The following is a 20,467-nucleotide window of genomic DNA, read 5'->3' on the forward strand; positions in this document are numbered from 1 at the left end:
CGCCGGGGCCGCGGGCGGGTGCCGCAGCCGGCCTGAGCCCCGCCGGGCCGGGGGCGGCACGACGGGGGCGGGGTGGCGGCGGCGCCGTCGTCGTCACCCCGCGTGCCTCCCGCGGCCCGGCGTGGTCGGCGGTGGGCGGTGCGGGCCCTGCGTCGCCCGGGGCGGCGCTCCCACCGGCCGCGACATCCCGCACCCCGACCGACGGAGCGGTACGGGCGGACACGAGGGGAGCCGGTCGGACGCTCGGCTAGGCTGGCCGGCCGGAGGTGGTGGCGGGTGCGACAGGTGACGCCGGTGGCGACCGCGGTGGGGCTGGCCGCGGGGTACGCCCTCGACGCGGTCCTCGGCGACCCCCGCCGGTACCACCCCGTGGCCGGCTTCGGGCGCGTGGCCGGAGCGCTGGAGCGTCGGATGCACCGCCCGGACCGGACGGCCGGCGCGGCGTTCACCGCGCTGGCGGTCGGCGTGCCCGTACTGCTCGGGGTGGCCGGCACGATCGCCACCCGGCACCGGCCGGTGGGCCGGGCGGCGCTCGTCGCCGCCGGTACCTGGACCGTGCTGGGCGGGCGCACCCTGCGGCACGAGGCGAACGTGATGGGTCGGGCGCTGCGCGCCGGCGACCTGCCGGCGGCCCGGCGGCGGCTCGGGCACCTCTGCGGGCGGGACCCGTCCGCGCTGGACGAGCCGGAGCTGGCCCGCGCCACCGTCGAGTCGGTCGCCGAGAACACCTCGGACGCCGTCGTCGCCCCGCTGCTGTGGGGCGCGGTCGCGGGGCTGCCCGGACTGCTCGGTTACCGCGCGGCGAACACCCTGGACGCGATGGTGGGCCACCGCTCGTCGCGGTACGCCCGGTTCGGCACCCCGGCCGCCCGCCTCGACGACCTGCTCAACCTGGTGCCCGCGCGGCTGACCGGCCTGCTCACCGTCGCGGTCGCGCCGACCGCGCACGGCGACCGGCGGAGGGCGTGGCGGATCTGGCGCCGGGACCGCGACGACCACCCCAGCCCCAACGCCGGGCAGTGCGAGGCGGCGATGGCCGGCGCCCTCGGCGTGCGGCTCGGCGGGCGCAACGTCTACTTCGGGCGCTCAGAGGTGCGTCCGTTCCTCGGCGACGGCCCGCGACCCGAGGCGCGGCACCTGGCCCGGGCCGCCCGCGTCTCGGGCGCGGTCGGGCTGGCCGCGCTCGGGGTGGCCACCGCGTACCCGCTGACCGTCGGGCGGCTGGTCGGTGCCGCCGGCCGCCGGATCGCCGCCCGGCTCGTCGTCGGGCGGCGGGGCCCGGGGCCGGCCGGCTCCGGGTCGCGGGGCAGCGGGCGGCGCCTCGTCGGCGCTGTGGTGGCGTCGGCGGGGCGGGGCAGCGGCCGGTGACCGGCGGGCTGCTGGTCGCCGGCACCACCTCCGACGCGGGCAAGAGCGTGCTCACCGCCGGCATCTGCCGGTGGCTGCGCCGACGGGGCGTGCGGGTGGCGCCGTTCAAGGCGCAGAACATGTCCAACAACTCCGCCGTCGTGGTCGGCTTGGACGGCCGGGGCGGCGAGATCGGGCGGGCCCAGGCGATGCAGGCGGCCGCCTGCGGCGTCGCCCCCGACCTGCGCTTCAACCCGGTGCTGCTCAAGCCGGGAACCGACCTGGCCAGCCAGGTGGTGCTGCTCGGCGAGGCCGTGGACACGGTCACCGCCGGCAACTTCCGCACGCTGCGGCCCCGGCTCGCCGAGACGGCGTACGCGGCGCTCGGCGAGCTGCGGGCGGTGTACGACGTGGTGATCTGCGAGGGCGCCGGCAGCCCGGCGGAGATCAACCTGAGAGCCGGCGACTACGTGAACATGGGTCTGGCCCGGCACGCCGGGCTGCCCACGATCGTGGTCGGCGACATCGACCGGGGCGGGGTCTTCGCCTCGATGTTCGGCACCGTGGCCCTGCTGGACCCCGCCGACCAGGCGCTGGTCGCCGGCTTCGTGGTCAACAAGTTCCGGGGCGACCTCGGGCTCCTGCGCCCGGGGCTGGACATGCTGCGCCAGGTCACCGGCCGCCAGACGTACGGGGTGCTGCCCTGGTCGCTCGACCTCTGGCTCGACGCGGAGGACTCGCTCGCCTACGGCCGGGTCCTCGGTCGACCGGCCGCCCCGCGCGGCACCGAGTGGCTGGACGTGGCCGTGGTCCGGCTGCCCCGGATCAGCAACGCCACGGACGTCGAGGCGCTCGCCACCGAGCCGGGCGTACGGGTCCGGCTGACCGTCGAGCCCGCCGAACTGGCCGCCGCCGACCTGGTGGTGCTGCCCGGGTCGAAGTCGACGGTGGCGGACCTGGACTGGTTGCGGCGCACCGGCCTCGCCGACGCCGTCCTGGCGCACGCCGCGGCGGGCCGGCCGCTGCTCGGCATCTGCGGCGGCTTCCAGATGCTCAGCCGGGCGATCCACGACGCGGTGGAGAGCCGGCAGGGGAGCGTGCCCGGGCTGGGCCTGCTGCCCATCGAGGTCACCTTCGACCCGCGCAAGACCGTCCGGCGCTCCGCCGGCACGGCGGCCGGTGACGTCCCGGTACGCGGCTACGAGATCCACCACGGGCACGTCTCGTCCGCCGACCCGGCGCTCACCCCGTTGCTGACCGACGCGGACGGCCGTGGGGAGGGGGCGGTCGTCGGCGCGGTGCACGGCACCCACTGGCACGGCACCTTCGAGTCCGACGAGTTCCGCCGGCGGTTCCTGACCGAGGTGGCGCGGCTCGCCGGTCGGACGGGCTTCACGGTCGCCCCCGACAACTCCTTCGCCGCCGCCCGCGAGCGCGCCCTGGACCTGCTCGGCGACCTCGTCGAGGAGCACCTGGACACGGCGGCCCTCTGGCGCCTCCTGGAGTCCGGCCCGCCGGCCGGCCTCCCGTTCATCCCGCCCGGCGCCCCGGTCCTCGCCTGACCGGCGGGGTCAGTGGCGGACGTCGGCGGGACGGTCGGACATGGGCAGCCCCGCCTCGCGCCACGCCTGCACGCCGCCGATCAGGTCGGTCGCGTTCCGCAGCCCGAGCGCCCGCAGGCTGGCCACGGCGAGGCTGGAGCTGTAGCCCTGGCGGCACGCCACCACGATCCGCTGGTCGTACCCGCTGACCTCCGGGATGTGCCAGGCGCTGGCCGGGTCGAGCCGCCACTCCAGCACCGTGCGGTCGATCACCAGGGCGCCCGGGAGGTCACCCTGCTCCCGCCGCTGCCCGTCGGTGCGGGTGTCGACCAGCAACGCCCCGGTGCGGACCGCCTCGACGGTCTGGTGCGGGGTCAGCCGGCGCACCCCGGCGCGGGCCTGTTCCAGGAGGGCGTCGACGCCCGGACTCATCACGCTGTGGGACACCCGCCGATCATCGCGTCCCGGCCGGTACTGCGCCCGCCGAACGCCCCGGCCCACCCGACGACCGCTCGTTCGGGCGACCCCCGATCGGAGGGCCCGCCGGGATCGTTACCGTCGGGCGGTGACGGTGGCGGTGGTCGAGGCGTACGACCGGCTGGCCCGGCGGGTGCTCGCCGGCCCGCCGCGGTTGGGCCGGACCCGGCTGGTGGCGGTGGACGGGCCGAGCGGCGCGGGCAAGAGCGTCTTCGCGGCGCGGCTCGCGGACGCCCTCGCCGCCCTGCCCGGCGGCTGCCCGCCGCCGGTGGTGCACACCGACGACCTGCTCGACGGTTGGGACGACCAGCTCACCTTCTGGCCCCGGTTGGAGGAGTGCGTGCTCGCGCCGCTGCGCGCCGGTCGGCCCGGGGCCTACCGCCGGTACAGCTGGGTGCGCGCGGCCTTCCTGCCGCGCCCGGTGCCGGTCCCGGTGGCGCCGGTGCTCCTCGTCGAGGGGGTCAGTGCGGCCCGGGCCGAGGCCGCCCGGGACCTCTCGCTCGCGGTCTTCGTCACGGCGCCGGCGCCGCTGCGGCTCGGCCGGGCGGTCCGGCGCGACGGCCCGGGGATCCTGCCCGAGCTGCGCCGTTGGCACGCCGGGGAGCGCGCGCACTTCGCCGCCGACGGCACCGAGGCCCGCGCGGACCTGGTGGTCGACGGCGCTCCGCGCCTGCCGCACGACGCCGACCGCTACTACGTGCGCCGCCGCTGAAGGCCGCCGGGCGGACCGGCGTCGCCGCCGGGCTCGGGCGGTGGGCACGGTAAGGCCGGCATACGATGCCGGTCATGACCACACCGATCATGTCCGAGTCCGAGGTCCGGGCCGCCGTCGAGCGGGAACTGCCCGGGGTCCGCGCCGACCTGGAACGCCTCGTCCGCATCCCCGGCATCGCGTTCGAGGGCTTCGACCACTCGCACGTGGAGCGCTCCGCCGAGGCGGTGGCCGAGCTGCTGCGCGGCTGCGGTCTCGACGTGCGGACCGTGCGCTCCGGCGGTCAGCCGGCGGTCATCGGCAAGCGGGCCGCCCCGCCCGGGGCGCCGACGGTGCTGCTCTACGCGCACCACGACGTGCAGCCGGTCGGCGACCTGACGCTGTGGGAGTCGGACCCGTTCGAGCCGGTGGAGCGGGACGGCCGGCTCTACGGCCGGGGCGCCGCCGACGACAAGGCCGGCATCATGGCGCACGTCGCGGCGCTGCGCGCCTTCGGTGACGCGCTGCCGGTGGGCGTGGTGCTCTTCATCGAGGGCGAGGAGGAGTACGGCTCCGATTCGCTGGAGCGGCTGCTCGTGGAGCACCGCGACGAGATCGCCTCGGACGTCATCGTGATCGCCGACTCGGCCAACTGGGACATCGGCGTACCGGCGTTGACCACCTCGCTGCGCGGCATCGTCAACTGCTTCGTGGAGGTGCGCACCCTCGACCACGCCGTGCACAGCGGCATGTACGGCGGCGCCGTGCCGGACGCGCTGACCGCCCTGGCGCGGCTGCTGGCCACCCTGCACACCGACGCCGGCGACGTGGCCGTCGAGGGGCTGGTGGGCCGGGAGGGCGCGAGCGTCGACTACCCCGAGGAGCGGTTCCGGGCCGAGGCCGGGCTGGCCGAGGGCGTGAGCCTCATCGGCACGGGGCGGATCACCGACCGGCTCTGGACCAAGCCGGCCCTCGCGGTGCTCGGCATCGACGCCCCGGCCACCGGCGAGGCGCCGAACGCCCTGGTCCCGGCCGCGAAGGCCAAGCTCAGCGTACGGCTGGCGCCGGGCGACGACCCGAAGCGGGCGTACGCGGCCCTGCGCACCCACCTGGAGAAGCACGCCCCGTGGGGCGCGCGGGTGGCGGTCACCTTCGAGCACGACGGCGACCCGTGCGTCATCGACGCGTCCGGGCCGATGTTCGACGCGGCCCGCTCGGCGTTCCGGACCGCCTGGGACGGCACCGACCCGGTGGACCTCGGCATCGGCGGCTCGATCCCGTTCATCGCCACCTTCCAGGAGATGTTCCCGGGGGCGGCGATCCTGGTGACCGGCGTGGAGGACCCGCACGCCCGGGCCCACGGGCCGAACGAGAGCCTGCACCTCGGCGAGTTCGCCCGGGTCTGCCTGGCCGAGGCGCTGCTGCTGAAGCGGGTCGCCGAGGCGGGCGTCAGGTGACGGAACCGTAACTTCGCGGACGATGTGGGAGTTTGCGGTGTGTCGGCCGGCGGGTTGTTATAGCCTCTCGAACATGCGTACGAACGAGGTGATGAGCCGGCTAGAGGCCGCCGTCAGCGCTCTGGGGGACGTCGACGTCTCCGCGTGGTCCGAGGACACGCTCAAGGAACAGCTCGGTGACCTGTCCGCCGCGCTGGTCACGCTCGACACGACGCTCTCACGGGTCGCCGAGGAGATCCGCGCCCGGGGGCTGCGCATCGAGGAGCCCGTCTCGGCCTGACCCGCCGGCCGGTGTCGGGGGTGGCTGGCAGGATGGAGCCCGTGCGGTTCCTCGATCTGGCAGCCACCTCCGCCGCCGTCGGCGCCACCCGCGCCCGACGGGCCAAGGTGGAGCTGCTGGCCGCCGCGCTGCGGGCGCTCGATCCGCCCGAGGTGCCGGCCGGCGCCGGCTGGCTCGCCGGCGAGCTGCGGCAGCGGCAGACCGGTGTGGGCTGGGCGAGCCTGCGCGACCTGCCGCCCCCGGCCGCCGAGCCGACCCTGACCGTGGCCGCCGTCGACGCGGCCGTCGACGAGATCGCGGCCGTGCGTGGACCGGGGTCCCAGACCCGCCGCCGGGCGCTGCTGGGTGCGCTCTACGCCGCCGCCACCGCCGAGGAACAGCGCCTGCTGACCGGGCTCTTCAGCGGCGAGCTGCGTCAGGGCGCCCAGGCGGGGCTGCTCGCCGACGCGGTGGCCCGCGCCGCCGACGTGCCGGTCGCCGCCGTACGCCGGGCGCTGCTGCTCGCCGGCGACCTGCGCGCGGTCGCGGTCGCCGCGATCGACGGGGGCGCGGCGGCACTGGCCGCCTTCGGGCTCCAGGTCGGCCGTCCGCTCGCGCCGATGCTGGCCCAGAGTGCGCCCTCGGTGGACGAGGCGCTGACGGCCACCGGCGTCCCCGCCGTGGTCGACGTCAAGCTCGACGGCATCCGGATCCAGGTCCACCGCTCCGGCGACGACATCGCCGTGTTCACCCGCAGCCTGGACGACATCACCGTCCGGGTCCCCGAGGTGGTCGCCGCCGTGCGGGCGCTGCCCGCCCGCGAGCTGGTGCTCGACGGGGAGGCGATCGGGCTGGACGAGACGGGCCGCCCGCTGCCCTTCCAGCAGACGTCGAGCCGCGCGGCGCGGCGCGGCTCGCCGCGCCCCACCGGCCCCGCCCCGGTCGCCCCGGCCGTGCGGGCCGCCGCCGAGAGCACCGGCGCGACGGTGCTGACGCCCTACTTCTTCGATTTGCTCCACCTCGACGGCGACGACCTGATCGACCTGCCCGGCCGGGAGCGCTGGGCGGCGCTCGACGCCGCGGTCGACGCCTCGCTGCTGGTCGGCCGGATGGAGGTCGACGGCCCCGGGCGGGCCGGCGAGGCGTTCGCCGCGGCCATCGACGCCGGTCAGGAGGGGGTGGTGGTGAAGGCTCCCGACGCCCCCTACGACGCCGGCCGGCGGGGCGCCGCCTGGGTGAAGGTGAAGCCCCGGCACACCCTCGACCTGGTGGTGCTCGCGGTCGAGTGGGGCAGCGGCCGGCGGCAGGGCTGGCTCTCCAACCTGCACCTCGGCGCCCGCGACCCGCGCACCGGCGACTTCGTCATGCTCGGCAAGACGTTCAAGGGCCTCACCGACGAGCTGCTGCGCTGGCAGACCGAGCGCTTCCTCGGCCTCGCCGTCGAGCGCGGCGACTGGGTGGTGCGGGTCCGCCCCGAGCAGGTGGTCGAGATCGCCTTCGACGGGGTGCAGACCAGCTCCCGCTACCCGGGCGGGATGGCGCTGCGCTTCGCCCGGGTGGTGCGCTACCGCGACGACAAGACGGCGGCGGAGGCCGACACCGTCGACGCCGTCCGCGCCATCCACGCCGGCCGGGTCACCGGCTGAACCGACCGGGGCGACGGTCAGGCGGCGCCCTGCGGCGCGGGCTCGGCGGCGCGGTCGATGGGCCGCTCCGGCTCGACGCCCGCCAGCCGGCGCGCCTCCCGGCGGGCCACCCAGCCGTAGCCGAAGAGGGTCATCGCGGCGAAGATCCACCACTGCACGACGTAGCCGAGGTTCTGCCAGTTGTTGGTGTAGCCGATCGGCACTGCCCGGAAGAGCGGATCGGCCGCCGGGGTCTGCCCGTCCAGCAGCAGGTACGCCCCGTGCACCGGGTAGGGCAGCTCCCGGGCCAGCTGCTCCAGGCCGATCCGCCGGGTCTCCAACCTGCCCTCGCGCCGGGCCACGCCCACCGAACCGCTCTCGCTCAGGCGCACCCGCCCCGCCACGGTGACGTCGCCGGGCGGGACGGCCGGGACGTCCGGCTGGGCGGTCGCGTCGCCGCCCCGCACGGGCGGGATCCAGCCCCGGTCCACCAGCACGGCCGTGCCGTCGGCGAGCACGAGCGGGGTGAGCACCTCGAAGCCGACCGTGCGGTCCACGGAACGCCCCCGGACCAGCACCACGTTCGCCGGGTCGTACCGCCCGGTCACGGTGACCTTGGTCCAGGTCTTCTCCTCGGCGGGGGGCGGGCCGACGGTGCCGCTGCCGCCGGTCGGCGCGGACAGCACGTCGCGCAGCGGCACCGGGTCCATCCGCCGGCCGGCGTCGATCTGCTCGTTGATCTCGGTGCGGCCGTGGTAGCGCTCCAGCTGCCAGTTGCCGAGCAGCACCATCACGGCCGAGGCGACCAGGGTCAGCGCGAGAATGCCCAGCCAGCGCGGCGTCAGCAGGAACCGGTACACGACCACGAGGCTACCCCTGTGACCGGAGCCACTGACCTCGACAGCCCCCGTCCGGGCCGCGGGGGAGCGCGACCGGCCCGCACGGCGGCGGCCACCCGCCGGCCCCTTCGGCTATCGTCACGCGGGCGGACCGCGCGGTCGGTCCGTCGCAGGGTCCACCGCCGCCCCGCAGGGAGTCGATGATGACCGTCGTGCCGCGCCTGGTGCTCAGCGCGCCCTCCTCGGGCCACGGCAAGAACGCGCTGGCGATCGGGCTGCTCGCCGCGTTCACCGAGCGCGGCGTCGACGTCGCCGGGTTCAAGGTCGGCCCCGACCGGGTCGACGCGGCGTACCTCGGGCTCGCCTCCGGCCGCCCCGGTCGCACCCTGGACCCCCGGCTGGTCGGCGTCGACCGGATCGCCCCGCTGGTCGGCCACGGCTCGGCCGGCGCCGGGCTCGCGGTGGTGCAGGGCAGCATGGGGCTGTACGACAGCCCCACCGGCCGTCCGGAGATCGAGTCGACCGCCGCCGTGGCGACCGCGCTGCGCAGCCCGGTGGTGCTCGTGGTCGACGTCGCCGCGATGGGGCAGTCGGTGGCCGCCCTGGTGCACGGCTTCCGGGCGTACGACGAGCAGCTCTGGCTCGGCGGGGTGATCCTCAACGGGGTCGCCTCCGCCCGGCACGAGGAGCTGTTGCGCGAGGCGCTCGACGAGATCGGCGTGCCGGTCTACGGTGCGCTGCGTCGCCAGGACCTGCCGTCCGTGCTGCCCGCCCGCCGGCACGGCGCGGTCCCCGCGCTCGACCGCGCCGGTGAGGCCGTCCGCGCCGTACACCGGCTCGGTGAGGCGGTCGCCGCCACCGTCGAGCTGGACCGGCTGCTGGGCCTGGCCCGCTCCGCGCCGCCGCTGCCCGCGTCGCCCTGGTCGCCGGAGGCCGGGCGGGAGTCCGCCGGCCCGGGGCCTGAGGCGCGCCCGGTCGTGGCGGTCGCCGGGGCGTCGGGCGGCAGCTACAGCCACGCCGAGACGCTCGAGCTGCTCCGGGCGGCCGGCGCGGAGGTGGTGCCGGTCGACCCGCTGCGCGACGAGGCGCTGCCCGCCGGCACCGACGCGCTGGTCGTCGGGGGCGGGCTTCCCGAGGCGTACGCCGAGGAACTCTCCGCCAACCGCCGGCTCTGCATCGCGGTCGCCGAGCTGGCCCGCACCGGGCGTCCGGTCCTCGCCGAGGGGGCCGGCCTGCTCTGGCTGGCCCGGGAGCTGGACGGGCTGCCCATGTGCGGCGTGCTGGACGCGGTGGCGACCCGCCGCGACGGCCTGGTGGTCGGCTACCGGGAGGCGACGGCGCTGACCGACAGTGTGGTGGCGACGGCGGGCACGGCGGTGGTCGGGCACAAGGAGCACCGCACGGTGCTGGCCCCGCGCGCCGGGGCACGACCGGCCTGGAGCTGGGACGGCGGGGCCGCCGAGGGGTTCGTCTGGCGGGGCGTGCACGCCTCCCAGCTCACCCTGCACTGGGCGGCGCACCCGGGGCTCGCCGCCCGGCTGGTGGACGCGGCGGTGGAGGCGGCCGAGCCGGCGGCGGCCCGGCCCGGCGGGGTGCCGGCGTGATCGGCCAGGTGGCGGTCCGTCGCTTCCCGGCGCTGACGGTCTCCACCCCCCGCACCGAGGTGCGGGTGCTGGGCGCGGCCGACGCGGAGGCGGTCGGCGAGGTCTTCGCCGACCGGCTGACCCGGCGGTGGCTGCCCCTGGCCGACACCTCCGGTCAGATCGACGGGCTGGCCTGGTGCACGGACCTGGCCCGACAGCGCCGCGACAGCGGCGACGGCGACCACTACGCGGTGGTCCGCCGGGAGGACGACCGGGTGGTGGGCTGCCTCTGGACCCGGCGCACCGACTGGGGCGCCCGCTGCACCGAGGTCTCGTACGCCATGGCGGCGGACGCGCGCGGCTTCGGCCTGGCGGTCGAGGCGGTCGACGCGCTCGCCATCGCGCTGATCCTCGAACACGGCTTCCAGCGGGTGGAGCTGCGGGTCGCCCCGGGCAACCTGGCCTCGCGCCGGGTCGCGGAGAAGGCCGGGTTCAGCTACGAGGGCCTGCTCCGCAACGCCGGCTTCGTCCGCGGCGGCCGGGTCGACCTGGAGGTCTGGTCCTTCGTGGCGGCCGACCTGCGCTGAGGCGTCCCGCCCGGCGGCGGGGTCAGCCGACCATGCGGTCCGAGGGCGGGGTGAACTGGCGGGTGGGCTGGCCCTTCAGGCCGTCGCGCAGGGTCTGCGCCACCGCCTTGATCGGGATCTGGGACTGGCCGTCGCCCACGGCGTTGAACGGGTTGTCCGGGTCGGAGATGAAGCTCGCCGCCGCCAGCTCCGGGGTGTAGCCGACGAACCAGGCCGAGCGGGTGCTGTCGGTGGTGCCCGTCTTGCCCGCCACCGGGCGGCCGACGGTGCCCCGCACGCTGTCCGCGGTCGACCAGCCGCCGCAGCTGCCGCGGGCCGGGGTGTCGCCGGTCGGGCAGCGGGCGGCGTCGGTGGCGGCCCGGGCGGCGTCGGCCTCCACCACCTGCCGGCAGCGCGGCTTGGCGACCTCGCGTTCGATCCCGGAGGCGGTCTTCCAGGTGGTCGGCGTGCCGTCGCGGTTGTAGATCGCCTGCACCGGGATCGCCTCGCAGTAGCGGCCGTCGGCGGCGATCGCGGCGTACGCGTTGGCCATCTCCAGCGGGGTGGCGTCGGAGACGCCGAGGGTGAACGCGCCCCACTTCTTCACCTTCTCCGGGGACGCCTGCTCCCGGTCGACGTCGGTGCGCCAGCGCAGCCCGAGCTGTTCGGCGAGGTGGACCGCCTTGTCGGCGCCGACCCGCTCCTCCAGCCACACGAAGTACGTGTTGACCGACTTGCCGAAGCCGGACCACATGGTCTGGTTGCCGGACATGGCGCCGCTGGCGTTGGAGGGCGCCCAGCCGTCGTAGACCTCGGAGCGGTACCGGTGCGGGGCGTTGAACGAGGTGGAGAGCGGCATGCCGGAGTTCAGCGCGGCCAGCATGGGGAACATCTTGAACGTCGAACCGGCCTGGTAGCCGGGCAGGTCGCCACCGCCGAGCAGGGGCGCCACGGTGTTCGGGTAGTTGGCCTTGACCTTCGGCCCGGCCTCGGGGTTGGAACTCTGCCCGTTCTCGCTCAGGTCCAGCGAGTACGTCCGGTTCACCGCCATCGCCTTCACCCGCCCGGTGCCGGGCTCGGAGACCACGATGCCGTTGGCGAACGGGCTGCCGGTGTTCTCCTTGCTGCCGACGTTCTTCTCGGCGGCCTGCTGGATCTTCGGGTCGATGCTGAGCACGATCCGGTAGCCGCCCCGGCGCAGCTTGTCCATCCGTTCCAGCCGGTTCTCGCCGAACGCGGGCTGCGCGCTCCACCAGTTCTTCAGGTAGTCACAGGCGAAGCCCCAGCTGTTCCACTTCTCGGGCACCGAGGCGCAGTCGTTCGGCGGGTCGGTCAGCTTCAGCCGGATCGGTTCGCTCCTCGCCTGCGCGAGGGCGTCCGGCGAGAGGTAGCCGAGCTGGGCCATCCGGTCCAGCACGTAGTTGCGCCGGCCGGTGGCGTCCTTCTGGTCGGAGCTGGCGGGGTCGTACTCGGACGGGGACTTCACCAGGCCGGCGAGGGTGGCCGCCTCGACCGGGGAGAGGTCCTTCGGGGTCTTGGAGAAGAAGATCTCACTGGCCGCGTAGATGCCGTACGCGCGGTGCCCGAAGTACGCGGAGTTGAGGTAGCGCTCCAGGATCTGGTCCTTGCTCAGCTCCTTCTCCAGGTCCAGCGCCATCCGCATCTCGCGGACCTTGCGCAGGCTGGTCTGCTGGGTGGCCTCCTGCACCTCCTTCGGCGTCTTCGCGCTGTCCCGCAGCGCCATCCGCACGTACTGCATGGTCAGCGTGGAGGCGCCCTGGGAGACGCCGCTGGAGCGGGCGTTCGCCACGAAGGCCCGGGCGACACCCTTCGGGTCGACCCCCCGGTGCTGGTAGAAGCGGTTGTCCTCGGCGGCGACGATCGCCTGCTGCATGTTCGGCGAGATGTCGGAGAGCTTCGTGTACTGCCGGTACTCCTCGTAGAACATGGTCAGCACGGTCCTGCCGTCGGGCGCGTAGACGTACGACGTCTCGGCCGGCAGCGCGCTGGTGAGGATCTCGGTCTTGTGTTCCATGGCGTGCGCCGTGACCTTGGCGCCGAGGCCGGTGGCGGCGGCCACCGGGTACGCCACGGCGGCGACCACGATGCCGGCGATGAGTCCGGCGCGGAGGAGGGGAACGAGACGACCGGCGGCAGCAAGGGGTCGATTGCTCACCACCCCAAGTTATGACATTTCTGATTCGTACCGGAGAAATATTCATAAACGCCCGGGTGGTGACGCGGCCCACGCCGTGATCCGCTGTCCCGCGCGCCGCCTTCCCGGCAGGATCGCGGGCATGCGAGCTCAGCCGGCCGAGAGCCGTCCCGGAGCGGAGCCCGGACCCGCCCGCCACGGCTCCGAGCCCGATCTCCACCACCACGGCGACGCCGAGGTGGGGCCGGGGCTGGTCGACCTCGCCGTGAACGTGCGGCGCGACGCCATGCCGGACTGGCTGGCCGACCCGATCACCGCCGCGCTCGGCGACCTCGCCGCGTACCCCGACCCGGGGCCGGCGCGCGCGGCCGTCGCGGCCCGGCACGGCCGCCCGCCGGCCGAGGTGCTGCTGACCGCCGGCGCGGCCGAGGGCTTCGTGCTGATCGCCCGGGCGCTGACCGGCGCGCGCCGACCGGTGGTGGTGCACCCGCAGTTCACCGAGCCGGAGGCGGCGTTGCGTGCCGCCGGGCACCAGGTCGACCGGGTGCTGCTCGACGCCGCCGACGGCTTCCGCCTCGACCCCGACCGGGTGCCCGCCGACGCCGACCTCGTGATGATCGGCAACCCGACGAACCCGACGTCGGTGCTGCACCCCGCCGCCGACCTGGCCGCCCTGGCCCGGCCCGGCCGGGTGCTGGTGGTCGACGAGGCGTTCGCCGACACCACCGTGGCCCCCGGCGGGACCGGCGAACCGGAGTCGCTGGCCGCCCGGCGCGACCTGTCCGGCCTGCTGGTGGTCCGCAGTCTCACCAAGACCTGGGGCCTGGCGGGGCTGCGCGTCGGCTACCTGCTCGGCGAGGCCGCGCTGCTGGAGCGGCTGGCCGCCGCCCAGCCGCTCTGGGCCGTCTCCACCCCCGCCCTGGCCGCCGCGTCGGCCTGCGCCACGCCCGTCGCGGTCGAGGCCGAGCGCGCCGTCGCCGTCCGCCTCGCCGCCGACCGCGAGCACCTGGTCGCCCGTCTGTCGGCCCTGCCCGGCGTACGCGTCGTCGGCCGCCCCGCCAGCGCGTTCGTGCTGGTGCACGTGCCCGGGGCCGCCGACGTGCGGCTCGCCCTGCGTCGGCGCGGCTGGGCGGTCCGCCGGGGCGACACGTTCCCCGGGCTCGGCCCGGACTGGCTGCGCGTCGCCGTTCGCGACCCCGCCACCACCGACGCGTTCACCGAGGTACTGACGGAGATCCTGGAGGCATGATGCTGGAGACGACGATCGCGGCGATCCGTCCGCCGGACGAGCCGGCGATGGCCGCCGCTAGGGAGTTGCAGGGGCGGCTGACCAAGCCCGCCGGCTCGCTCGGCGCCCTGGAGGAGCTCTCCGTACGCCTCGCCGGCCTGGCCGGGCACTGCCCGCCACCGCTGCCCGAGCCGGCCGCCGTCGCGATCTTCGCCGGTGACCACGGCGTGCACGCCCAGGGGGTGACGCCCTGGCCGCGTGAGGTCACCGCGCAGATGATCGGCAACTTCCTGGCCGGCGGCGCCGTCGTCAACGCCTTCGCCCGGCAGGCCGGGGCCTCGGTCACGGTGGTCGACGTCGGCGTGGCCACCCCGCTCCCGGTCGCCGCGCCGCACGGGGACGCCGCCGGGTCGCCGCCCGCGCGCGACACGCCCCGGCTGGTCGCGGCGAACGTCCGGGCCGGCACCCGCGACCTGGCCGTCACCGCCGCGCTCACCAGGGAGGAGGCCCGGGCGGCGGTCGAGACCGGCATCCGGGTGGCCGACGAGCTGATCGACGCCGGCGCGCGCATCCTGCTCACCGGCGACATGGGCATCGGCAACACGACGCCGGCCGCCGCCCTGATCGCCGCGTTCACCGGCGTCGACCCGGTGCAGACCACCGGCCGGGGCACCGGGGTCGACGACCCGACGTACGCCCGCAAGGTGGACGTGGTGCGGGCCGCCCTGCGCCGGCACGCCCCCGACCCGGCCGACCCGCTGGGCGTGCTGGCCGCCGTCGGCGGCCTGGAGCACGCCGCGCTCGCCGGGCTGATCCTGGGCGCCGCCGCCCGCCGGACGCCGGTGCTGCTGGACGGGGTGATCGCGGTCTCCGCGGCGCTCGCCGCGGCGGCCCTCGCGCCGCTGGCCGTGGGCGCCATGGTGGCCGGGCACCGCTCCGCCGAGCCGGGGGCCACGGTCGCGCTGCGCCGGCTCGGCCTGGAGCCGCTGATCGACCTCGGGCTGCGCCTGGGCGAGGGCACCGGCGCGCTGCTCGCGCTGCCGGTGGTCACCGGCGCGGTCCGGGTGCTGCACGAGGTCGCCACCTTCGACTCGGCGGGGGTGGCCGAGAAGTGAGCGGGCGAAGCCTCCGACCCGGTGGCGCGCCGTGCGCCGCCGCCGGCGGGCGGCGCGGGGCGGCGACGTGAGCGGCAACCCGTACCCGCTCGGCCTGCGGCTCGCCGGTCGCCGGGTGGTCGTGGTGGGCGGGGGAGCGGTGGCCACCCGGCGGGTGCCGGCGTTGCTCGACGCGGGCGCGCACGTCTTCCTCGTCGCGCCGGAGCTGACCCCGGCGCTGCGGTCGCACGTCGACGCCGGGCGGCTGCACTGGGCGCCGCGCCGCTTCGCCCCCGACGACCTGGACGGCGCGTGGCTGGTGCAGGTCGCGGTCGACGACCCGCTCGCCGCCGCGTCCGTCAGCGCCGCCGCCGCCGAGCGGCGGATCTTCTGCGTACGCGCCGACGACCGCGCCGCCGCCACCGCCTGGACCCCGGCGGTCACCCGGCACGGGCCGGTGACCGTGGCGGTGCTCGGCGGGGGCGACCCGCGCCGGGCGATGGCCGTGCGTGACGCCGTGCGCGACCTGCTGGACGCGAGGAAGGGCCCCCCGTCGACACCGGCGGCCCGGGAGGAGCCCTCTCCCGGCGGCGGCCCCGGGCGGGTCGCGCTCGTCGGCGCCGGTCCGGGGGACCCGGAGCTGATCACCGTGCGGGGCTGGCGGCTGCTCACCGAGGCGGACGTGGTGGTGGCCGACCGGCTGGTGCCGGGACTGCTCCTCGACGAGCTGCGCGCCGACGTCGAGCTGGTGGACGCCTCCAAGATCCCGTACGGCCCGTCCCGCGCCCAGGAGGAGATCAACCGGATCCTGGTGGACCGGGCCCTGGCCGGGAGGTCCGTGGTGCGGCTCAAGGGCGGCGACCCGTACGTCTTCGGTCGGGGCGGCGAGGAGCTGCTGGCCTGCGCGGCGGCGGGCGTACCGGTGACCGTGGTGCCCGGCGTGACCAGCTCGATCGCGGCCCCGGCCGTGGCCGGCATCCCGGTCACCCACCGGGGGGTGGCCCACGAGTTCACCGTGGTCTCCGGGCACGTCGCGCCGGACTCGCCGGCCTCCCTGGTGCGCTGGGACGCGCTGGCCGGGCTGCGCGGCACGCTGGTGGTCCTGATGGGGCTGAAGAACCTCGCGGCGATCACCGCGACCCTGCTCGCCCACGGCCGGCCGGCGGAGACCCCGGCCGCCGTGGTGCAGGAGGCGACGACCGGGGCGCAGCGGGTGCTCCGCTCCACGCTCGGGGCGGTGGCCGCCGACGTGGTGGCGGCGGGGCTGCGCCCGCCCGCGGTGGTGGTCGTCGGGGACGTCGTCACGGCGCTCGCCGCGTCGACCGGCGACTGACCTCCGGCCCGCCGCCGTCCGCCGCAACCGCGAGGGCGGCCGGAGAGAATCCTCTCCGGCCGCCCCCGTCGCTGGTCAGGTCACTGCTTGAGCATGTTGTCCAGCAGCAGCGCGCAGCGGATCAGGCCGAGGTGACTGTACGCCTGCGGGTGGTTGCCCAGCCCTCGCTCGGCCATCGGGTCGTACTGCTCGGGGAGCAGGCCGGTCGGGCCGGCGGTGTCCACCATCTGCGAGAAGAGCTCCTCGGCGTCGGTACGCCGCCCGGTGCGCAGGTACGCCTCGATGAGCCACGCCGTGCAGATGTGGAAGCCGCCCTCGCGCCCGGGCAGGCCGTCGTCCCAGTGGTAGCGGTAGACGACCGGGCCGCTGCGCAGGTCCGCCTCGATCCGCAGGACGGTGGAGAGGAAACGCGGGTCGTCGCCGGGGAGCAGGCCGGAGAGCCCGATCCAGAGCGACGAGGCGTCCATCTCCTCGTCCCCGTACGCCACGCTGTAGGCCTCGACGGTCTCGTGCCAGCCGTACTCCAGCACGTTGGCGCCGATGCGGTCGCGCAGCTCCACCCACTCCGGCCGGTCCTCGCCGCCGTGCTGGCGCATGACGTGCAGCGCCCTGTCGACGGTCATCCAGCACATCACCTTCGAGAAGATGTGGTGCCGCGGCGGGAGCCGGGCCTCCCAGATGCCGTGGTCCGGCTCGTGCCAGCGGCGCCGGACCGCCTCGACCATGTTGTCCAGCACCCGCCACTCGTCCTCGCGGACGGAGCCGCGGGCGTCGGCCACGGCCGCGATGAGATCCGCGATCGGCCCGAAGACGTCGAGCTGGAGCTGGTGGTTGGCGAGGTTGCCGACCCGCACCGGCCGGGAGCCGGCGTAGCCGGGCAGCGTGTCGATGACCGCCTCGGCGCCCAGCTCGTAGCCGTCCACGGTGTAGAGCGGGTGTAGCCGCTCCGGGTGCCCGCCGGTGCGCTCGATGCACCCGTCGACCCAGCGCAGCAGCGCCTCGGCCTCCTCGATCGAGCCCAGGTCGACCAGGGACCGCGCGGTCATCGCCGCGTCCCGCAGCCAGCAGTAGCGGTAGTCCCAGTTGCGGACGCCGCCCAACTCCTCCGGCAGCGAGGTGGTCGCGGCGGCCAGGATCGAGCCGGTGGCCTCGTGGCAGAGCCCGCGCAGGGTGAGCGCGCTGCGTACCACCAGGTCCCGTGCGGTGTTCGGCAGCCGCAGGGTGGCGACCCAGTCCTTCCACGGCTGCTCGGCCGCGGCCTGCCGCTCGTGGATCGGCAGCCGGTGGTGCTCCAGGCTGTGCGTGCCGAAGCGCAGCTCCAGCACGACCTGCCCGCCGGCGGCGGAGAGGTCGACGACCGCCTTGGCCGTCTCGTAGCCGCCGTCGTTGCTGACCTGCCACTCGACCCCGGGCGAGTAGAGCGCGACCGGCTCGTTGGAGCCGAGCACCCGCAGGCCGTCGCCGATCGGCTGCAACTGCACGGCGACCTGGCCGAACTCGGGCCGGGGCGCGAACTCCAGGCGGGCCCGGCCGGAGCCGGTGAGCACCCGGACCAGGGTCGAGTCGCCGCTGACGACGGCCGGGCCGTCGGGCGTGGTCTCCCTGGCCGGCTTGTCCAGCCAGTCGGTGACGGTCAGGCCCGACCAGCGGGTCTCGACGGTCATCGTGCCCGAGCGGTAGCGCTGCCCCAGCGGGATGCCCCCGCGCTCGGGCGCGACGCTGAAGTGCCCGGCCGGGCTGCCGCCGACCAGGTCGGCGAAGATCGCCGCCGAGTCGGGCTTGGGGTGGCAGAGCCAGGTGACCTTGGCCTCGGGGGTGAGCAGGGCCACCGTCCGCCCGTTGGCCAGCATCGAGTGCCGCTCGATCGGCACCGCCCGCTCGCCGAAGAGCCAGTGGCGGCGGGTCTCCAGCAGCAGCCCGAGGGCGCGGGCGGCCTCGATGGGCTCGGCGACCCGGTAGCCGGCCCTGGTGTCGCCGGGACCGATCTTGATGCCCACGTCGGGGCCGTGCAGGTTGCCGAAGGCGTTCTCGTCGGTGACGTCGTCGCCGATGAAGAGCACCGCGCTGGCGGAGAGCTGGGTGCGCAGCTGGTCGACGGCCGTGCCCTTGTGGGTGGCGACCACCGACAACTCGATGACCTCCTTGCCCTGGGTGACCGTGACGTCGTCCCAGGTGGCGGGGCCGCCGCGGACCGCCTCGATGGCGGCCGCCGCGACCGCCGGGTCGACCCCGCGGGTGTGCACCGCGACGCTCGCCGGCTTGCGTTCGAGCCGGACGCCCGGATGGAGCGCGGCGATCTCGCGCAGCGCGTCGCGCAGCCGGGTGCGGACCGCGATCAGCTCGGGGGAGAGCCGCTCGACGAAGCCGATGTCGAACTCGGAGCCGTGGCTGCCGACGAGGTGGACCTCGCTGGGCAGCCGGGAGAGCGCGGCCAGGTCGCGCAGCGCCCGCCCGGAGACCACCGCCACGGTGGTCTGGGGCAGGGCGGCCAGCGCCCGGACGGCGGCCACGGACTCGGGCAGCGGCACGGCCTTGCTCGGGTCCTCCACGATCGGCGCCAGGGTGCCGTCGTAGTCGCATGCGATCAGAAGCTGGGGTACCCGGGCGATCCGGCCGATGGCCGCGCGCAGTTCCGGGTCCATCGTGCCGGCCGCCGGGGTGACGATCTCGGTGGCCGCGTTCACGCGTCCTCCGATTGGGGCACACCGAGTTCGGTGAGGAACGACTTCGCCCAGTGCCCCACGTCGTGGGTGCGTAGGTGGCGTTGCATTGTCCGCATTCTGCGGCGGGCCTCCGGCTTCTCGACATGCACGGCCCGCAGCAGGGCGTCCTTGACCGCGTCGGGGTCGTGCGGGTTACACAGGAACGCCTGACGCAGCTCGGTGGCGGCGCCGGCGAACTCGCTGAGCACGAGTGCACCGCCCTGGTCGGCGCGCGATGCGACGTACTCCTTGGCTACCAGATTCATTCCGTCTCGCAGCGGGGTCACCATCATCACGTCCGCGGCGGCGTACATCGCGGCCAGCTCAGTGCGACTGTACGACTGATGCAGGTAATGCACCGCCGGCACGCCGACCCTGCCGAATTCACCATTAATCCGACCGACCTCGCGCTCCACCTTCACGCGAAGTGCCTGGTAGTGCTCCACGCGCTCCCGGCTGGGCGTGGCGACCTGCACCATGACCGCGTCGGGAACTGTCAACTTTCCGTCAGCGAGGAGTTCGCGGAAGGCCTTCAGCCGCAACTCGATGCCCTTGGTGTAATCCAGCCGGTCGACGCCCAGGATGATCGTCTTCGGGTTCCCCAGCTCCTCGCGGATCTCCTTCGCCCGGGCCTGGATCCCCGGGTCGGCGGCCAGCCGCTCCATCTCCCTCGTGTCGATGGAGATCGGGAACGCGCCGGCCTTCACCTGGCGGCCGTCGACCTGGATCATCTGCCCCTCGTAGCGCAGCCCGAGCAGGTGGCGGGCCAGCCGGACGAAGTTCTGCGCGGCGAGGCGCTGCTGGAACCCGACCAGGTCGGCGCCGAGCAGGCCGCGCAGGATCTCGGTGCGGAACGGCATCTGCATGAACAGCTCGATCGGCGGGAACGGGATGTGCAGGAAGAACCCGATCCGCAGGTCCGGGCGCAGCTCGCGGAGCATCGCCGGGACGAGCTGGAGCTGGTAGTCCTGGATCCAGACCGTGGCCCCCTCGGCCGCGACCTCCGCCGCGGCCTCCGCGAAGCGGGCGTTGACCAGGCGGTACGCCTCACGCCAGCGACGCTTGTAGGCCGGTGTCTCGACGGCGTCGTGGTAGAGCGGCCAGATGGTGGCGTTGGACTGGCCCTCGTAGTAGCGCTCCAGTTCCTCCGCGCTCAGCGGCACGGGGTGCAGCCGGATGCCCTCCAGGTCGAAGGGCTCGGGGGCGGCACCGGTGCCGCCGGCCCAGCCGACCCAGGTGCCCTGGTGCTCGGCGAGGACGGGGTGCAGGGCGGTCACCAGCCCGCCGGGGCTGCGACGCCACTGCCGTCCTCCGGGGGTGCTCACCTCGTCGACGGGTAGCCGGTTCGCCACTACGACAAAGGAGCTGCGGACGGTCACGTTCGGCCACCTCCGGGTGCTGACGGGTCAACCGCGAATGAGCGTACTGAGCGTAGCTGCGGCGTCTGGGGCCCCGTGCCGGACTCACCTACCCGTCCCACGATGGTCCAACCACCGTGTGATCTTGTCGATACCCCTGTTCGGAAGCAGGGGTGCCGGGAGGTGTGTCCGGGGCGTCGGGGCGGGGTGAT

The 20,467-nt window shown here is 75.6% G+C and carries 15 protein-coding genes and 1 pseudogene; 11 read left to right on the forward strand and 5 right to left on the reverse strand.

Annotated elements, in window-relative coordinates; genetic code table 11:
• Positions 1 to 276: 276 nt before the first annotated feature.
• Both V6V16_RS21285 and V6V16_RS21290 read left to right on the forward strand, forming a co-directional pair.
• Positions 277 to 1,368 (forward strand): cobalamin biosynthesis protein, encoded by a 1,092-nt coding sequence (locus V6V16_RS21285; protein ID WP_334564657.1) that lies wholly within the window; start codon positions 277 to 279, stop codon positions 1,366 to 1,368.
• Positions 1,365 to 2,909: a cobyric acid synthase gene (locus tag V6V16_RS21290; RefSeq protein ID WP_334564658.1), complete on the forward strand. Its 1,545-nt coding sequence runs from the start codon at positions 1,365 to 1,367 to the stop codon at positions 2,907 to 2,909. The genes V6V16_RS21285 and V6V16_RS21290 overlap by 4 nt, the downstream gene beginning before the upstream one ends.
• Positions 2,910 to 2,918: 9 nt before the next feature.
• Here V6V16_RS21290 and V6V16_RS21295 read toward each other — a convergent pair whose 3' ends face one another.
• Positions 2,919 to 3,320, reverse strand: coding sequence for a rhodanese-like domain-containing protein (locus tag V6V16_RS21295; RefSeq protein WP_334564723.1), 402 nt, complete (start codon positions 3,318 to 3,320; stop codon positions 2,919 to 2,921).
• On the opposite strand from V6V16_RS21295, the pseudogene V6V16_RS21300 reads away from it, so the two are divergent.
• The 4 genes and pseudogenes from V6V16_RS21300 to V6V16_RS21315 all read left to right on the forward strand — a co-directional run.
• Positions 3,255 to 4,174 (forward strand): annotated as a pseudogene (locus V6V16_RS21300) (uridine kinase family protein); the annotation flags it as partial. The gene V6V16_RS21295 and the pseudogene V6V16_RS21300 sit on opposite strands and share 66 nt — an antisense overlap.
• On the forward strand, positions 4,167 to 5,513 hold the full coding sequence (locus tag V6V16_RS21305) for a dipeptidase (RefSeq protein ID WP_334564724.1): 1,347 nt from the start codon (positions 4,167 to 4,169) through the stop codon (positions 5,511 to 5,513). The pseudogene V6V16_RS21300 and the gene V6V16_RS21305, both read left to right, overlap by 8 nt.
• Before the next feature lie 73 nt (positions 5,514 to 5,586).
• Entirely contained in the window at positions 5,587 to 5,793 is a 207-nt protein-coding gene (locus V6V16_RS21310) for a hypothetical protein (RefSeq protein ID WP_334564659.1), read from the forward strand.
• 41 nt (positions 5,794 to 5,834) lie between these two features.
• Complete coding sequence (locus V6V16_RS21315) at positions 5,835 to 7,418, forward strand: ATP-dependent DNA ligase (RefSeq protein WP_442934123.1); 1,584 nt, start codon at positions 5,835 to 5,837, stop codon at positions 7,416 to 7,418.
• 17 nt (positions 7,419 to 7,435) lie between these two features.
• Here V6V16_RS21315 and V6V16_RS21320 read toward each other — a convergent pair whose 3' ends face one another.
• Entirely contained in the window at positions 7,436 to 8,263 is an 828-nt protein-coding gene (locus V6V16_RS21320) for an SURF1 family cytochrome oxidase biogenesis protein (RefSeq protein ID WP_334564663.1), read from the reverse strand.
• 176 nt (positions 8,264 to 8,439) lie between these two features.
• Here V6V16_RS21320 and V6V16_RS21325 point away from each other — a divergent pair, with 176 nt between their 5' ends.
• Positions 8,440 to 9,840 (forward strand): cobyrinate a,c-diamide synthase, encoded by a 1,401-nt coding sequence (locus V6V16_RS21325; protein ID WP_334564665.1) that lies wholly within the window; start codon positions 8,440 to 8,442, stop codon positions 9,838 to 9,840.
• A complete protein-coding gene (locus tag V6V16_RS21330; RefSeq protein WP_334564667.1) occupies positions 9,837 to 10,406 on the forward strand; it encodes a GNAT family N-acetyltransferase in 570 nt (189 codons plus the stop codon). The genes V6V16_RS21325 and V6V16_RS21330 overlap by 4 nt, the downstream gene beginning before the upstream one ends.
• 22 nt (positions 10,407 to 10,428) lie before the next feature.
• Here the strand turns inward: V6V16_RS21330 and V6V16_RS21335 are convergent, their stop codons facing one another.
• Entirely contained in the window at positions 10,429 to 12,561 is a 2,133-nt protein-coding gene (locus V6V16_RS21335; RefSeq protein ID WP_334564669.1) for a transglycosylase domain-containing protein, read from the reverse strand.
• Positions 12,562 to 12,682: 121 nt separating this feature from the next.
• Here V6V16_RS21335 and cobC point away from each other — a divergent pair, with 121 nt between their 5' ends.
• The 3 genes from cobC (at position 12,683) to cobA (ending at position 16,195) form a co-directional block, all read left to right on the forward strand.
• Entirely contained in the window at positions 12,683 to 13,789 is a 1,107-nt protein-coding gene (gene cobC / locus V6V16_RS21340; protein ID WP_334564670.1) for an Rv2231c family pyridoxal phosphate-dependent protein CobC, read from the forward strand.
• Positions 13,789 to 14,883 (forward strand): nicotinate-nucleotide--dimethylbenzimidazole phosphoribosyltransferase, encoded by a 1,095-nt coding sequence (gene cobT, locus V6V16_RS21345; RefSeq protein WP_334564725.1) that lies wholly within the window; start codon positions 13,789 to 13,791, stop codon positions 14,881 to 14,883. The genes cobC and cobT overlap by 1 nt, the downstream gene beginning before the upstream one ends.
• 67 nt (positions 14,884 to 14,950) lie before the next feature.
• Positions 14,951 to 16,195 (forward strand): uroporphyrinogen-III C-methyltransferase, encoded by a 1,245-nt coding sequence (cobA, locus tag V6V16_RS21350; protein ID WP_334564671.1) that lies wholly within the window; start codon positions 14,951 to 14,953, stop codon positions 16,193 to 16,195.
• Positions 16,196 to 16,275: 80 nt separating this feature from the next.
• Here cobA and otsB read toward each other — a convergent pair whose 3' ends face one another.
• The gene (gene otsB / locus V6V16_RS21355; RefSeq protein ID WP_442934126.1) at positions 16,276 to 18,837 is read right to left on the reverse strand and encodes a trehalose-phosphatase; all 2,562 of its coding nucleotides are present in this window, start codon (positions 18,835 to 18,837) and stop codon (positions 16,276 to 16,278) included.
• A gap of 38 nt (positions 18,838 to 18,875) precedes the next feature.
• Positions 18,876 to 20,276: an alpha,alpha-trehalose-phosphate synthase (UDP-forming) gene (locus tag V6V16_RS21360; protein ID WP_334564673.1), complete on the reverse strand. Its 1,401-nt coding sequence runs from the start codon at positions 20,274 to 20,276 to the stop codon at positions 18,876 to 18,878.
• Positions 20,277 to 20,467: the final 191 nt, after the last annotated feature.

It is taken from the genome of Micromonospora sp. CPCC 205561 (assembly GCF_036906775.1).
Classification (GTDB): Bacteria; Actinomycetota; Actinomycetes; order Mycobacteriales; family Micromonosporaceae; genus Micromonospora.

Bases quoted from the DNA above. Each gene is read 5' to 3' on its own strand.
- V6V16_RS21295 (WP_334564723.1), bottom strand. From the start codon at position 3,320: ATGAGTCCGGGCGTCGACGCCCTCCTGGAACAGGCCCGCGCCGGGGTG.
- V6V16_RS21305 (WP_334564724.1), top strand. From the start codon at position 4,167: ATGTCCGAGTCCGAGGTCCGGGCCGCCGTCGAGCGGGAACTGCCCGGG.
- V6V16_RS21310 (WP_334564659.1), top strand. From the start codon at position 5,587: ATGCGTACGAACGAGGTGATGAGCCGGCTAGAGGCCGCCGTCAGCGCT.
- V6V16_RS21325 (WP_334564665.1), top strand. From the start codon at position 8,440: ATGACCGTCGTGCCGCGCCTGGTGCTCAGCGCGCCCTCCTCGGGCCAC.
- cobC (WP_334564670.1), top strand. From the start codon at position 12,683: ATGCGAGCTCAGCCGGCCGAGAGCCGTCCCGGAGCGGAGCCCGGACCC.
- cobT (WP_334564725.1), top strand. From the start codon at position 13,789: ATGCTGGAGACGACGATCGCGGCGATCCGTCCGCCGGACGAGCCGGCG.
- otsB (WP_442934126.1), bottom strand. From the start codon at position 18,837: ATGGACCCGGAACTGCGCGCGGCCATCGGCCGGATCGCCCGGGTACCC.